Annotated in this window: 17 protein-coding genes; 4 read left to right on the plus strand and 13 right to left on the minus strand. The window is 52.3% G+C overall.

The window, feature by feature from the left end; all coding sequences use genetic code 11:
* Positions 1–388: 388 nt before the first annotated feature.
* The 12 genes from C8N30_RS19365 to C8N30_RS12705 form a co-directional block, all read right to left on the minus strand.
* Entirely contained in the window at positions 389–538 is a 150-nt protein-coding gene (locus C8N30_RS19365) for a hypothetical protein (RefSeq protein ID WP_156949568.1), read from the minus strand.
* A 188-nt stretch (positions 539–726) separates the two neighbouring features.
* Positions 727–933, minus strand: a complete 207-nt coding sequence (locus C8N30_RS19205) for a hypothetical protein (RefSeq protein WP_147419701.1) — start codon at positions 931–933, stop codon at positions 727–729.
* A gap of 142 nt (positions 934–1075) precedes the next feature.
* Positions 1076–1417: a hypothetical protein gene (locus tag C8N30_RS12660; protein WP_025062417.1), complete on the minus strand. Its 342-nt coding sequence runs from the start codon at positions 1415–1417 to the stop codon at positions 1076–1078.
* Positions 1417–1803, minus strand: a complete 387-nt coding sequence (locus C8N30_RS12665) for a response regulator (protein WP_025062416.1) — start codon at positions 1801–1803, stop codon at positions 1417–1419. The genes C8N30_RS12660 and C8N30_RS12665 overlap by 1 nt, the downstream gene beginning before the upstream one ends.
* 38 nt (positions 1804–1841) lie before the next feature.
* Positions 1842–2705 carry a CheR family methyltransferase gene (locus tag C8N30_RS12670; RefSeq protein WP_025062415.1) on the minus strand — a complete coding sequence of 288 codons (864 nt, stop codon included), beginning with the start codon at positions 2703–2705 and terminating at the stop codon, positions 1842–1844.
* Positions 2702–3166 (minus strand): chemotaxis protein CheW, encoded by a 465-nt coding sequence (locus C8N30_RS12675; protein ID WP_025062414.1) that lies wholly within the window; start codon positions 3164–3166, stop codon positions 2702–2704. The genes C8N30_RS12670 and C8N30_RS12675 overlap by 4 nt, the downstream gene beginning before the upstream one ends.
* On the minus strand, positions 3159–5207 hold the full coding sequence (locus C8N30_RS12680) for a chemotaxis protein CheA (protein WP_170151177.1): 2049 nt from the start codon (positions 5205–5207) through the stop codon (positions 3159–3161). Before C8N30_RS12680 ends, C8N30_RS12675 begins: the two co-directional genes overlap by 8 nt.
* Positions 5208–5226: 19 nt before the next feature.
* Positions 5227–5598, minus strand: coding sequence for a response regulator (locus C8N30_RS12685; RefSeq protein ID WP_025062412.1), 372 nt, complete (start codon positions 5596–5598; stop codon positions 5227–5229).
* A gap of 1 nt (position 5599) precedes the next feature.
* Entirely contained in the window at positions 5600–5878 is a 279-nt protein-coding gene (locus tag C8N30_RS12690; protein WP_025062411.1) for a hypothetical protein, read from the minus strand.
* Between the two features lie 143 nt (positions 5879–6021).
* Positions 6022–6441 (minus strand): hypothetical protein, encoded by a 420-nt coding sequence (locus tag C8N30_RS12695; protein WP_232222822.1) that lies wholly within the window; start codon positions 6439–6441, stop codon positions 6022–6024.
* 170 nt (positions 6442–6611) lie between these two features.
* Complete coding sequence (locus C8N30_RS12700; RefSeq protein WP_025062410.1) at positions 6612–7610, minus strand: CheB methylesterase domain-containing protein; 999 nt, start codon at positions 7608–7610, stop codon at positions 6612–6614.
* A 42-nt stretch (positions 7611–7652) separates the two neighbouring features.
* Positions 7653–10025, minus strand: a complete 2373-nt coding sequence (locus C8N30_RS12705) for a methyl-accepting chemotaxis protein (protein WP_025062409.1) — start codon at positions 10023–10025, stop codon at positions 7653–7655.
* 667 nt (positions 10026–10692) lie between these two features.
* On the opposite strand from C8N30_RS12705, the gene C8N30_RS12710 reads away from it, so the two are divergent.
* The gene (locus tag C8N30_RS12710; RefSeq protein WP_025062408.1) at positions 10693–11166 is read left to right on the plus strand and encodes a tRNA (cytidine(34)-2'-O)-methyltransferase; all 474 of its coding nucleotides are present in this window, start codon (positions 10693–10695) and stop codon (positions 11164–11166) included.
* Between the two features lie 576 nt (positions 11167–11742).
* Here C8N30_RS12710 and C8N30_RS12720 read toward each other — a convergent pair.
* Complete coding sequence (locus C8N30_RS12720) at positions 11743–12795, minus strand: zinc ABC transporter substrate-binding protein (protein WP_025062406.1); 1053 nt, start codon at positions 12793–12795, stop codon at positions 11743–11745.
* Between the two features lie 56 nt (positions 12796–12851).
* Here C8N30_RS12720 and C8N30_RS12725 point away from each other — a divergent pair, with 56 nt between their 5' ends.
* From C8N30_RS12725 to C8N30_RS12735, 3 genes are read left to right on the plus strand one after another with little or no spacing between them, the layout of a single operon-like run.
* Positions 12852–13367 carry a Fur family transcriptional regulator gene (locus C8N30_RS12725; protein WP_025062405.1) on the plus strand — a complete coding sequence of 172 codons (516 nt, stop codon included), beginning with the start codon at positions 12852–12854 and terminating at the stop codon, positions 13365–13367.
* Positions 13364–14125 (plus strand): ATP-binding cassette domain-containing protein, encoded by a 762-nt coding sequence (locus C8N30_RS12730; protein ID WP_025062404.1) that lies wholly within the window; start codon positions 13364–13366, stop codon positions 14123–14125. Before C8N30_RS12725 ends, C8N30_RS12730 begins: the two co-directional genes overlap by 4 nt.
* Positions 14125–14919 (plus strand): metal ABC transporter permease, encoded by a 795-nt coding sequence (locus C8N30_RS12735; protein ID WP_025062403.1) that lies wholly within the window; start codon positions 14125–14127, stop codon positions 14917–14919. Before C8N30_RS12730 ends, C8N30_RS12735 begins: the two co-directional genes overlap by 1 nt.
* Positions 14920–14959 lie beyond the last annotated feature (40 nt).

Here is a 14959-nt window from a genome sequence, read left to right on the forward strand (position 1 = left end):
CCACCCCTCGCGGGATCACGCTGCGCATAACCCTGTCGATCAAAAGACGGCCACCAGATAAAGAATTCTGCGCCGCATTGTCAGATGGGTGCAGATAGGTAACCTTGGCGCTCCAGACCTGATTGGGCCGATAGACCCGCAGCCCGCGCAAAAGGCAGGGGTGAATCCTTTGCCCCTTGGCGGCCTTAATGGTGTTGGGTTTCTAATAAATCGGTATAAGGCCCATCATTCCCATCAGACCGGGGTTCATCGCCGTCTCCAACTTCGGTCATAGTAAAACAACAGGTGGATCCACAGTAACGTAAATTGCTTGCTGCCAGACATGCTCGGTAAGTTCGGCTCGATCATCTTCCGCTTCACTTACCGGTCCATGGTTTGAGCTTTCTTGCTAAAAGTCGTTTGCGACGACCAACATCCCCGATTTGACATAAAGGTCTTTAATCTGCTCTTCATTGACTTCAGGCGCTTTCCAGCCGCCACGCTCGAACACGCCCTCAAGTAGCGTCCATTTATAGTGGTGGATCGTCGTCGGACGCACGCCAAACCGGCTTGCCAGCTAACTCAGTGTTTCGCCGCACTTTCAGGGCCTCCAACGTGAACGTGGCCTTGCTTTAGGGGTAATGTTGCTTCCGTTTCGACATCTCTGATCTCCTTCGTGTCGAAGATAGGCAAAGTACAAAATACAGCTTATGTCAGTGTCCAAATTTGGAGGGGTAGCTCAAATTATTAGCTACCGCCTTCAGCCATGTGGTTGGCTTTTTCGCGAATTCGTTGTTCTGGTTTGTTTAACTCCGGCTCGACCGTGCCCCCTTTCTGATACGTCTTGATGGCGTCGTGTGAAATGCCGGTTCGTTGCGCGATCTCATGGATCGGCGCCTTCTCTTGCAAAGCCGCTGTTGAAGATTCGGGGAGTATCTCTTCGGGTCTTACCAATGCCGCACCAATTTATAGGCGCATGCTCGTTCTTAGAATATGCGTATCTTAGCCGGCCTGCTGCAGCTTTCTCTTTTCGTGAAGGTCAGAGTCCGGAAACCCCGATGAATTTGTTCTTAGGTGCAGTACAGGGCGATAAAATTCAGATCTGGTTCCCCAAGCGGTTGCGCAGATCGGCAAGGTGTACAACCGTCAGCGCAGTCTGGATTGATGTCTTGCCCAAGCAAGGCTGACAAGCAACCGATCCTACGAACCGGCTCAGTGCTTCAAGGGATTGCTGTATAGGATCGATTGATTGCAGCAACTTTCGCCCACCGGTGTCCCGCATCACTGTCGGCGAAGTTATTAGCCAATCTTCTAATTGCCCGACCGCATCACGAATAGCGCCTATTTCATGAGATGTCCGTGCAAGCACTTCGTTCAGGGACATCTCTTTCGCCAATTCAACTGTATCATCAGGCATGCCTTCAGGGCCAATATACATCATAGCACACCCACAACCCGCTGAATTGCATCCTTCATTTGTGTCGAGCTGAACGGCTTTCTAAGCAGGTTGTTCATGCCGTATTTTTGACCGATCGAAACGACATCCCCAGTGGCATTGCCTGTGATCAATATAAATCCGATGCGCTGTGTAATGCGGTGCTCGCGCAGACCCTTGAGCAATCCGAGCCCATCGAGGTTCGGCATGTTGTAGTCTGAGATGACCAGATGGCAGGGCTGGGCCACAAGTTTAGCCAAAGCACTCTGACCGTCATTCTCTACCCGGTAGTTCAGTATTCCAATTTCCTCCAGAGCGTTGGTAATCAATGCCCTGCTCACCGACATATCGTCGACAACCATGACCTGTAGAGATTGTTTTATACCCATTTTGCTTTTATTCTCCGTTTGAACTTGTTGATCGTATTTCAGAGTTTTTTATAAACTGTGACGCCGCACGGTTCTAATTTTGGTTGATCCGCTCGCATGATCCGCTCGGAGTGGCCGATAAATAACTTACCGCCAGATGGTAACAACGATGAAAATCGGCTCCATACGCTCTGCTGTGTTTCACGGTTGAAGTAGATTGCGACGTTACGGCAGAAGATCACGTTAAACGCGCCGTTAAACGGCAGTTCTTCGATGAGGTTCAAAACGCCAAAGGTGACAAGGCTGCGCACATCTTTTGATACGGTAAAGCAGCCCTCTTTCACCTGCACGGACCGGACAATATCGGACACGCGAAAAATTTTTTTGTCCACTGCAGCAATCTCATCATCCCGGTAAGTTGCTTCGCGCGCCTTAACTATTATTGATGGATCGATATCTGTGGCGAGAATTTTGAAGTTTTTCGTTGCAATGTCAGGGTGGCATTTCAATGCGGTCAATGCGATCGAATAGGGCTCTTGCCCAGATGAACATCCTGCGCTCCATATGCGGACACGCTCTCCTTGGCACGCACGGGCGACAAGTTGAGGCATCACATCTCTCAAAAGATCCTCGAAATGATGGATCTCGCGGAAAAATTTGGTCACATTCGTGGTGAGTGACGATAATAATTCGTTCCGCTCTGCCTGACCGTTTGGCCCCTCAAGCAAACTCCGATATGCGGCAAAGTTGGGGAGATTGAGCGCTCGCAAACGACGCGCCAACCGCGATTTGACGAGCTGTGTTTTTGAAGCTGGCAAACTGAGCCCGAATTCGCGAAGGGCAAAATTTGCAATTGCTTCGAAATCTGCGGTACTCAGCTCTGGTGGCGTCTCGGATGCTCCAGCATGCGCTCGTATGTTCATAGATTCATGTCCGAGCCAGATAGCAGGTTTTTAAGATCGACGAGCTGCGCCATGTCATCGCCAACAGATATCAGCCCTTCGATCAGCGAGCCTTGCACCCCTTTGGCCCCGGCAGGTGTGGCTTGCACATCATTGCGCGAAACGGCCATGATCTCGGATACGGATTCGACCAACAACCCGAAAGTCTGGCCACTTACATCGGCGATGATCACCACATTGCGCTGGTTGGTTTGGGTTTTTCCAAGGCCGAAGTGGGCAGATAGATCGTACACTGGCACCACATTGCCGCGCAGATTCATCACACCCAGGACGTGGCTGTCCGCATGGGGCAGGGTGGTCACCTTCGCCCATCTTCGGATCTCGCGTATATTCATAATGTCAAAGCAGTAGAGTTGTCCCGATACCGAAAATGCTACACATTCCAGGATGTCGGCCTGTATAGTTGGACTAAGATCATTCATTTGACATGCTCGCTGTTTGAGATGGGGGGGGAGGCATGCTCGCCACGACATTCTCTTTGTTGGACAAGTGATCCACATCAAGAATTAAGGCAATTTGTCCGTTGCCCATTATTGTTGCGGCCGACACACCGGGAATGGTTCCGTAATCGCCGCTGACGGATTTGATAACCACTTGCCTTTGATCGTGAATGGAATCGACCTCTAACGCAAAACGGCTGTGATCCATATTTTCGACCAACACCAGAACAGCGGTCTGCGGATCCGCCATACCAGCCTCGAAGCCTAAGCATCCTGCTACGGAAACGATGGGGACATATTCCCCTCTGATCGACAGGACCCGCCCCCCTGATGCCAGTCGGAAAATCTCGCTCTTCTTGGGGCGAAAGGTTTCCAGCACTGCTGTGATCGGCACGATCATCGTTTCTCCTGCAACCGAGATGACGATGCCTTCGACTACTGCCAACGTCAGTGGCAGGACGATTGCAAATGTAGTGCCTTTACCTAGCGCCGAGCTGATCGCAATGCGCCCGCCTAGCGCTTGAACGGCAGTTTTAACAACATCCATCCCGACGCCACGTCCCGATAGCTCAGACACTTCTTTGTTGGTTGAAAACCCTGGCAGGAACAAAAGTTTGTCAATTTCGCCGTCTTGTAATTCAGCATTGCGCGGCACTAAGCCCTTGCTGATAGCGATGTCCAATATCCGATCACGGTTTAGGCCGCCGCCGTCATCAGCAACTTCAATCATCAGATTTCCGGACATATGACGGGCGGACAATGTGATTGTTCCCACTTCGGCCTTGCCCGCTGCCTTACGACCTTCACCATTTTCAAGTCCGTGATCAACGGCATTTCGTATCATGTGGGTTAGGGGATCAGCGAGCCGCTCAATCACTGTTTTATCGACTTCTGTGTTCTCGCCAACTTGCACGAGCCGAACCGACTTTTTACTAGTATCAGCAGCTTCGCGCGTTATGCGGGCCATACGTTGGAACAGAGGCTTCACAGGCTGGGCACGGATAGACATCACACCTTCTTGCAAGTCGCGTGCAAGCACTTTGTAGTCTGCCATATCGCTCCAAAGATCACTGTCATTGGCTAGATTCAGCTGCTCAATACGCTGGTTCACCATGGCTTGGTTTATTATCAGCTCGCCGACTGTATTTATCAGCCGATCTACCTTCTCCAATTCCACACGCAAGGTGGCATTTGCAGGTTCTCCGCGGCCCGAAAATCCGGACGTTTTCGGAGACGTATCCAGGGCTTTTGTGGGAGAAGGCTCAACAACCAAAGGGTCAGGTTGCGATTGGGCTGCAGCTGTTTCTACAACTGCTATTTCTGGCGTGAATTCAGTTATGGTAAGATCACAAATACCGTCAACAAACTCAAAGTTCTCTTTGATCAATCGCTTCGCTTCGGAAGCTAAAAAAGTCAATTTGAATTTAAGAGTTGGCGCGTCTGGATCATAATTTTCAAACCGGGTAATCGCATCCAGATCAATTGCCACAGAAAGTGCGCCTTGTTTGTGCAATGCGTCGATCAGCAGCAGCGGGTCATGCCCGTTGTGATATAGTTTAGCGTGGGGGCGAAATTCGATTTCTAGCGTTTCATTGGGTGTCGGCGGCATGAACATCGTGTCAAAGTCCATTGCCATCGGCGTAAATTCAGCTTCGGGCAAAACACTTGCATCAACGTAGGCATTAAGCTCGGCCAACAGTTCAGTGCCGCGTGAATGATTGATCTCACTCTCCGATTGGGCGACTTCCACCAGATGGGTCAAGTGATCTGCAGCGCGAAGCATCGTCGGGATCAGCTTATCGTCTTGTTCAAGCCGACCGCTGCGCAGTTCGTCCAGAACTGTCTCGAACTTATGCGCAAATAATACCAGATCGGCTAATTTGAAGGCACCAGCACCACCCTTTATCGAGTGTACCGCGCGGAATACGGCGTTCACCGTGTCTTCTTCAGGCACCCCTTCTTCGAGCCGGGTAAGACCCTCAAACAGTGATTCCATAAGATCGCTGCATTCGTCAAAAAACATCGCGCGGATGTCATCACTGTTAGACATGGCCGGTCACCCTGCGCAATACCTGCACAAGCGCTACGTCGTCAAAGGGCTTTACAATCCAACCCGTCGCACCCAAATCGCGCGCGCGGTTCTTTAATTCGGCCGAGCTTTCGGTGGTCAAAACAAGGATTGGCACTGTCGTCTTGTGCACAGAACCGCGCAGTTGAGAAATTACACCAAAGCCGTCAAGGTTCGGCATATTAATATCTGTAATGACGACATCCGGTTTGATTTCATCAAACTTTTTAATTCCATCGATACCGTCCTCCGCGACGTGCACCTCGAACCCATCCTGTTCCAAAGCTTGACGCAGCAGCGTTCTGATCGTCCGCGAGTCGTCGATTGCAAGCACACTGGTTTTCAAATTAGTTTCCTTCCGAGAAGAGGTTGGCAGGCATGCCAAAGGCGCATAGCCGCTCAATTAACGTCTTGTCCGCGCGCACCAGCACAAGCGGCAGCCCGGCTGCACGCCAGCTTTGTGAAGCCGACAACAACAGCTCAATATGACGACCAGACAGTGCTTTTACGCCACTCAAGTCGATCTCGACGCTGTGGTCTTTGTTGTCGTTCAAGAATGTAAATAGATCTTCTGGAAGGTCTTTTCTCGGCTCATGCTCGAGTACAAATGTCTGGGGTTTTGTCATAAAACGGTTTGCTTTCCATTAGCAAAATTTGCGCGTGGTCGGTCGAAGTTAGTCCAGAGTTTAGCAGCGGTTTCGTTAATATTTACTTTAGCGCAGTGGGCTAGATCGATAGGATTGCGCAATGTCTGACCAATAATCCCGCATTAGCGTCCGTGGGTAGGGGGACTTGTGCTGAGCATACCTACCGTTAAAACATTGTTATGTCGGGTGTGGCAGTTGCGCGAGGCGGTGTCGCCGGTGCGACGTCTACAGGCTGTACAAAAAGCATTTGCACTTTCCCGGTGGTCGGGCTGAATCTGATGCGGCGCGGCTGATCCCCCCCCGAGGCTTTCCGCAACGCAGGCGATCTCTTCATCAGCGAGAAATTTGCGTGCGAATGCTGCGTTTGCGCGACCAATTTCATTGCCAAAACCTGACAAAGTCGCCCCGCCGAAAACTTTGCATTGAAATGCGCTGCGTTGCGCGCCTGCACGCAACAGGCGGTTGATCAACATTTCCATGGCATAAGCACCATATTTGACGTCATTTCGTGCGCCTCCTTGGGCCAGCAGGAAATGGTTCATTCCACCGACTCCCGCGCGCTGATCCCACAAACAGACGGCCACGCAAGACCCCAAAATTGTTGACAGTATGACTTTCGGGTCGTTGGATATCTCGATCTCGCCCTGGATAACAGTTACAGTCTTTGCTTGGCCCGCTGAACCTGTTGGGGCAGGTCGCCCTGTTGCAAAACTCATAGGGTCGCCTCTCTCAGGATGGTTTCGCCCATCGCCGTTAACGGTACTTGTTGCATTGACGCCCCCGTCGACCATGCCGCACTCGGCATGCCGTAAACCACGGAGCTTTCGCGGTCTTGTGACAACGTTCGGGCGCCTGCTTTGCGCAACTCAAGCAAACCTCGCGCGCCGTCTTTGCCCATCCCCGTCAGGATGCAGCCAACAATGCGGTTGGCAAATGGGACGCAAGATAAAAAAAGTTTGTCAATTGATGGCATGTGACCATCCATCGGTGGATCCGAGCAAGTCTGCAAATAGGGGCGATTGCTTGGGTTCAGAACGATGTGCTGAGGTAGGCCGGCAATAACGTATACCGTGCCGCTTCGCAGTAGCGCGTTGGGTTCAAACGGCTTTATCCGCGCACCACTTGCGCGGCCTAAGACACGGGTCAGCCCGCCACCAAAACCTTGGCTGGTATGTTGTACAACGACGGTTGGTGGACAGTCTGCATCGAATTTCGAGAGGACATTCTTCAACGCGTCGACACCGCCCGTAGACGACCCAATGAGAACGATGCGTTTGAACCGCCTAGATGTCGCCGAGGCCATACGTTCAACGGGAGGTTCTGCACGTTGTCTGGAATACGCGGTCGACAGCACTTGACCGATCAATAAACGGTCATCTTGGGTAAGCGATATCGAAAATAGGCCGCCGTTTTTGAAAAGTTGTGAGGCATTGTCTCGCCCGTCATTTAGTTTGTCACCGTGCGTGAATTTCAACCATCGGACGTCTAGCGCGTCAAAAAGAGTCACGATTAATTCGAACTCATCCGTGGCGCAGAGACCGGACTCGATCAGGACGACATTTGGTGGACCATGTTCGACCTTGTCAAACAGCTCCATTAAGCTGGGTGCGTGCGCCTTGATGTGTACTTCTGGTGTGTCAGACAAAATGTTTTGCCACCTGTTTAGATCTGCTGAATAGGGGGTCGCGACGATGATGCTCTTGCTGCTCATACATACCTTCGTGATTAACGCGTTTAAGCTGGATCGATCTGATCAGAAGTCGGTCCAGTTATTTTGAGATGCAGCGGCATTTTTCATACCTGTTGCTTGGCGCGCGATTGGCATTTCGCTCCGTACTGCGGTGAACGTAACCTCGGCTGCGGGTTGGAATTGCACACGCTCGACATTGGTGCATGCCAAAGCTGTTTTGAAGATAGGGGTCTCAGCCTGGTTGGTCTTAAACCGCTGCACCATCTCTTGCAGACGCACAGCATCAGCTTTCAATGTATGACTAGCAGCAGTTGCTTGTTCTACCATTGCGGCGTTTTGCTGAGTTACCTGATCCAATTGGTTCACACCGATATTGATTTCAACCAATCCGACGGCTTGCTCGGACGTGCCGGTGGCCATGGTCCGCACCAGATCCGAGATGTGTGTGACGCGCTGAACGATACTTGTCAGGGCTTTACCCGCCCCTTCGACCAGTTGGACGCCACGTTCGACTTCCGTGACGCTGCCTTTGATGAGCGTCTTGATCTCTTTGGCAGCATCGGAGGAGCGTTGCGCCAGAGCCCGCACTTCGGACGCTACCACTGCAAAACCCTTGCCAGCATCGCCTGCGCGAGCCGCTTCGACGCCGGCATTCAGCGCAAGCAAGTTGGTTTGGAAAGCAATATCGTCGATGACGCCAATGATCTGGGAAATATGTTTGGATGATTGCTCAATTTGGTTCATCGCTGAAATCGCATCCGAGACGACCTGCCCACTTGCCTCGGCCTCTGATTGGGCTTCGACTACAATGGTCTCAACGGATTTGGCACTATCCGCTGCGGACTTCACGCTTGCTGTAAGTTGATCAAGTGCGGCGGCGGTCTGTTCCAGTGTCGCGGCTTGGTTTTCGGTGCGGTTCGATAGATCGTCAGAGGCTTGGCTGATCTCTTGCGCGCCGTGCTGGACGCTGCCCGAAGCCTCCATCACGCTTGTTATCGCCTCACTCAATGTGGTCAACGCGGTGTTGAAATCGGCGCGAAGGCTTTCATACTCTGCGTTAAATTTCTGGTTGATGGGTTTAGAAAGGTCACCCTCTGCAAGCTGCACCAAGCCTGCACGCAAGACCTCAAGGGTCTTTGTCTGCTCTTGGCGGGCCAGAACGCGTTCTTTGCTCTGCTCGGCTGCGGTGTGCAGCTTGGTTCGGAAATCAACCAATACTGCGCCAATCTCGCCGATTTCGTCTTTGCGTCTGGTGGCCAAGACGTCGACGTCGTAATTGCCATCGGCCACATCGCTCATGTCTTCGCCCAATTTTTTGAGCGCAGATGTCACGCGATTGATATAAAACCAGGCTAAAAGGCTCAGCAGTCCGGCAGAGAGGAGTGAAATTAAGATTAGATTGTTGCGCTGCACGTTGAGATCTTGAAAGATTTCCGCATTTGACAGCTCGGCGACCAAAGCATAGTTCGCACTGTCGAGGACTAGAGGAACAACTTTGGTGCTCACATCTTGATCTATTAAGCCACTTGCCGCCATCGAGGAAAAAGTCTGGCCTTTTAGACCGGCAGCAATTTGGGGTGATAAATCTACGATTTGCATTGCTTTTGGACCATCCCCAAAACGGCTATCGACCAACAACTGCCCAGATGGGTTGACGATATAGGTCTGTCCCGTTTCGCCTAAGCCCTGTGGATTGTTGATCAGTGCCGTAAAGCCGGAATGATTGATCTGCAGGATCAAGACACCCTTCAGCCCGCCATCGGCATCGAGCACAGGCGTTGAAGCAAAGGCCGCGATTGCACTTGCGCTGATTGAGTAGACCTGAAAATCGGAAAGGTGTGTTTGAGCGGCGCCATTCGAAATAGACTGGGCAAATGACTGACCTATACCCGATTGCGCAAGTTCGCCTGTAGTCACATTTTGGCCAAAATCCCCCTCTTTCGCGACAGAGTAAATAATATCGCCTTCCGGGTTTACTAAAAATAGATCGTAGAATGCGTTGGTAGTGCTGAAATATTTGAAAAACTCGTGATAGCGTTTGTGCAGGTGGTCGTATCCGCGGTTTTCGTCTGCGACGACCAGCTCGCTACGTTTTGCTAAATCAAACGGATTGAGTGTCGTAAAGGATGCTTGCAACTCGCGGCGGTCAGCTTCGTCCATGATCGACCAGATTGCGTTAATATTGGTTGCGGCTTCAACGGTGGACGGGTTGCGCGCAAGCGATGTAGCAAGCGCATTGAGTGAAAAGTACCATTTCTGAATCGCTTCTTGGCGGTTTGTGAGAATGAGCTGCAGCTTTGTGTCTGCCTGCTCTAGCGCAATGGCCCTTCCGGACACAAAGGTAAAAGTAGAAAGAATACCCGCAACCACGGCAATAATGATCGCAACGAAAGCCGGTAATTTAAACGACAGTTTGTTTCTTCGGGAAAGTTGCATTTTTGGACCTTTGCAGAGTGTTGGTGCCACGCCATTTTCACAAAGATAGGTTCCGAGTATTAATATAATCTTTTGCACAATAGGCCGAAGGTCTTTCCACAGATACAATTTTATTAAAATTGACTTTGGCTTTGATGCATTTCCAGAATTTCGCGGTCGCGACTCCAGTGGCGCCGGTCAGGTAAACTTCGGGTCTCCAATAATAGCGGGCAGCGATGCAGGACGAAACCTTCCGGGGGACCATGGTAATCTTGATCCGATTACAATTCTGACAGAGGCAGTTGGTCTCTTTGACAGTTTGTCATTCATTTTTAACGGTGGTCTCTCCGTGCTTTTGGTTTTGAATGCAGGGCATCAACACGATCCTAAAACTGCACCAATTGCCGGAGAGATTTGTCCACCTCAAGCGATGGCAAAGTCAGATAGGTGCAAATCGTTAAACCTCAACGTCCGATAAGCCGAGCTTTTTACCCAAATCAGACGATTTTCGAACAGCTTTCCTGAAGCGGCCACCTCCTCAATTGATAATCGATGCGGTTTCGCCGGCTCTGGCCATGAGCAGAATAGGTAGTCAAAGTTGACGGTGTTCAGGGGCGCCCAATTAGGTTACCCGCGTACTAACGAGGGGTTGCGACTGCGCCCTTAAAATTGAAAGCGCGTGCATCCTATGTCTGAACCCTGTCTGAAAATGGTACTGGTGACACCTGAAATTCCCTACAATACCGGTGCGATCGGGCGGACCTGTGTGGCCCTCAACTTGGAGTTGATCCTGATCAAACCTTACGGATTTTCCCTTGATGAAAAGGCCGTTCGGCGGGCTGGAACGGATTATTGGAAGCATGTTCATTTAACCGAATTTGACAGCTGGCAGCACTTTGTAAATGATCGAAAGCCACCGCGCGACAGCCTGTATTTTTTTGAGGAACACGGTGCGCAGAGCGTCTACGAACCAGAGTATCAAGAGAATGCTTATCTGGTTTTCGGGTGTGAATCCGCAGGTTTGCCTGCTGCGATTTTAGATGGCATGGACGACCGTGTATTTCATCTGCCCATGCGAAATCCACTTGTTCGGTCTCTCAACTTGGCAAATGTCGCTACGGCGGTGGTTTATCAGGCCATGCGCAATCAGCTCGGTGCTTGAAAGTTGCATGACAGGACCTTTGATGCGCGGTCAACATGCTTTAGGTCAAGTTTGGCACTAACAGGCGAACGCTGATGGCATGGTAAAGATGCCTCCAACCTTTGTTCTTCCCGCGTCCAGAACCCAGCCAACCGCCGTGCGGCGACTTTGGATTCCGCAACCTTCAAATTGAACTCGGCGGTCCCAAGCCCTATCGGGATCTCGGCGAGGCAACGGATGTCAAAAGCTTCCCAGCGGGTCGCGATAATAAATGCCAATAATGCACCAGCCATGGCCCCATCGCGGCGCTGGTGGTAAATGCGATCACGGCGCAGGTCGATGGGAGTATTCTTTCATCGTTAACACCAGGGCCATGCGCGTGGCCGCAACAGAGACACGGCGCTTCAAGCGACGGCGCCATTTACCGCGATGGACAGAGCGATGGCAATCAATCAAGACGCCCCTCATCGCCGAAGCTGATGTGCCTTGGCGCGCTCACCAAGGCACATCAGACCGAACGAAGGGCACTGAAATTATGTGCCACGGGCCCGTAATCACGCCAAATTTTGATCTGGCGGTTTTACAGGGCAAAGGCTTTCACATACAGCCCGCGAGTGCAGTAGACAGATTCCGGATCAGTTGAGGGTAGAGGGCCGGACCCGGTTCCAGATCAGAGCCAAGTGGATCTAGAATACCTGTCTTTGCTTCGGTCCCGTCCAGAACAGTTGCAACTAGGCTTGCATTGAATTGCGGCTCGGCGAGAACGCAATCGATGCCTTGCTCGGCGATCCTGTTCTGGATTTCCGCGATCCTTGCCGGGCTGGGATCAGAGGCATCACTAATCGAAATTGCCCCCGAGGCCGGAAAATCAAAATCTAACTCAAAGTACTGATAGGCATCATGGAAAACGATGAATTGCCCATCACGCACAGGATCAAGGGTTGCGGTGATCTCACCGATCAAGGCTTCGATCTCAGTTCGGCCTGCTGTTGCATTCGCAAAATAGGCACCCGCATTTTCCGGATCGGCGGCAGAGAGTTGACCTGCAATCACGTTCAACCATGTCATCGCATTTTTTGGTGATAGCCATGCGTGTGGATCATGCGCGCCATGGTCATGACCTTCGTGGCTGGCTTCATCTTCACGATGTTCATCATGCCCGGCCTCTTTCTTGGCGTGATCTTCATGCCCGTCCTTGGTATGGTTATCGTGATCTTCTGCTTTATGGCCTTCCTCGGCATGATCTTCTTGGTCATCTTCCGTACCATGATCATTGTGGTCATGGGCTCCGAACAATGCACCTTCGCGGAACTCCAGTTCAATCGTCCCATCTGTCTCAAGCAACGCAGTCACTGCGGCATCCGGTGCCAGTGTTTCAATCGTCTGGGTCAGCCAAGGTGTCAAATCTTGCCCAATCCAAAACACAAGATCCGCATTCTGCAAAGCCGCAGCTTCGGACGGGCGCAGGCTGTATTCATGGGGGCTTGCACCAGGTTGGACGATCAAATCGGGTTTGCCGACGCCGTCCATGACCCTTGCCACCAAAGAATGTACTGGGGCAATATCGACGGCGACCTGCGGCGTGTCCGCGTGCGCGGTTCCCCCCATCAAAGTTGTAGCCAACGATAGGGTGAGAAGCTTTCTGGACATCGGGGTCTCCATGTGATTATATAACATCACACACTGACTAGACGAAATGTAATAACATGACAAGTGACTTGAAAAGATCGGATGCTGCAGGCGGCCCCTTGGGGTTTGCGCAGCATGATCACCGGACCTGTATGAGCGAGGCTCTTGCCGCAGCCGAGGCCCATTGTGCTGGTGGAGGCCTCCGTTTTACTCCGGTAAGGCGAAAAGTGCTTGAGATATTATTGCAAGATCACCGTGCACTTGGCGCTTACGCCATACTGGACCGGCTACGCGAAGAAGGGTTTGGATCGCAACCTCCTGTCGCATATCGTGCGTTGGATTTCCTTGTAGCAAATGGTTTGGCCCATAAGATCGAGCGTCTGAATGCATTCATTGCCTGCGTTCACCCCAGTCACTCCCATACACCGGCCTTCATGATCTGCCGCTTGTGCGATGCGGTCGCGGAAGCGCAATCTTCCCCCGCGCGGGGTGCGTTGGGCGACGCTGCACGTGCCACCGGATTTAGGATAGAGCGTACTGTAGTGGAAGCCGAAGGTGTTTGCCCCGCGTGCGCAGAAAAGGCCGACGTATGAGCCTTATACAGGTTGAAGACCTCAGCGTCTGTTATGGCACAAGGATGGTGCTGTCGGGTGTATCATTGAGTGTGGAGCCGGGTGAGATTGTCACAATTGTCGGCCCGAACGGTTCCGGAAAAACCAGCCTGCTGCGCGCGATTATTGGTGCGGTGAAACCGGTAAAAGGGCGCGTCATTCAAGGGAGCGGCGTGAAAATCGGCTATGTTCCGCAAAGGCTGCAGATCGACGAAACACTTCCTATTACGGTTTCAAGATTTTTGAAATTGCCCGGCGGCGTCGCAGTTGCGGACATAGACCAGTCTCTAAAACACGCAGGCGTGCCGGACTTGGCAAACGCGCAATTATCAAAACTGTCGGGCGGTCAGTTCCAACGGGTTTTGCTTGCCCGTGCATTGATCGGAAAGCCGGATCTACTGCTTTTGGACGAAGCCACCCAAGGCCTTGACCAGCGGGGCTCGGCCTCGTTTTATCAACAGATCGAAACTGTGCGACGCGATACAGGCTGCGCTGTTCTGATGATCAGTCACGAATTGCACGTCGTGATGAGCGCGTCTGACCGTGTCATATGCCTGAACGGTCATGTCTGCTGTGAAGGAACGCCAGCGGTGGTGGCATCTGCACCGGAATACCGCGCCTTGTTCGGGACAGGAACGGGTGGCGCATTGGCGCTGTACCGGCATGAGCACGATCACGACCACGGTCATGACCACGGCGATCACCCCCATGACCACGACCATACAGAGGCTGCAGAATAATGTTTGACGATTTTATGGTGCGTGCCGCCCTCGCTGGAATTGGCGTGGCTTTTGCGGCTGCACCTTTGGGATGTTTTGTGGTCTGGCGACGCATGGCCTATTTCGGGGATGCGACGGCGCATGCCGCCATCCTCGGCGTTGCCCTGTCGCTAGCGTTCTCGATGTCGATTTTCGTAGGCACCATGACGGTGGCGTTGCTTATGGCGCTGGTCGTCAACGTATTGTCTGGCAGGGGCTATGCGATGGACACATTGCTCGGTGTCCTTGCGCATTCCGCGCTAGCCTTCGGGCTGGTCGCAGTGTCCTTCATCTCGGGCGTGCGGATCGACCTGATGGCCTATCTCTTTGGCGATATTCTGGCAGTCTCGCGCGTAGACCTTTCGGTGATCTGGGGCGGGGCCGCACTTGTTGTCGCGCTGATCGGATGGCGTTGGTCTGCGCTGCTGACTTCAACACTGAACGAGGATCTCGCCTACGCCAGCGGGATCAATCCAAAACGCGAGCAACTGGTGTTGACGATTGCGCTGGCCATTACGGTTGCGGTTGCGATCAAAGTCGTTGGCGTGCTGCTAATTGCGGCCATGTTAATAATACCGGCCGCAGCCGCACGCCCGTTGTCGCGAACGCCCGAAGGCATGGCCGTCGCCGCCGGTCTGATCGGGATGCTGTCCGCCATTGTCGGTCTGCGCGCGGCCTATGTGCTTGATACACCCGCAGGCCCCTCGATTGTGTGCGTCGCAGCGATTACGTTTCTGGCAACCAGCATTATCCGGGGTTTTAGACACGAGCGTTAAATCGCGCGGTTCTTTCCGGAGAATTGATTTGTTGTTTCGA

This window comes from Sulfitobacter guttiformis (assembly GCF_003610455.1).
Lineage (GTDB): Bacteria > Pseudomonadota > Alphaproteobacteria > Rhodobacterales > Rhodobacteraceae > Sulfitobacter > Sulfitobacter guttiformis.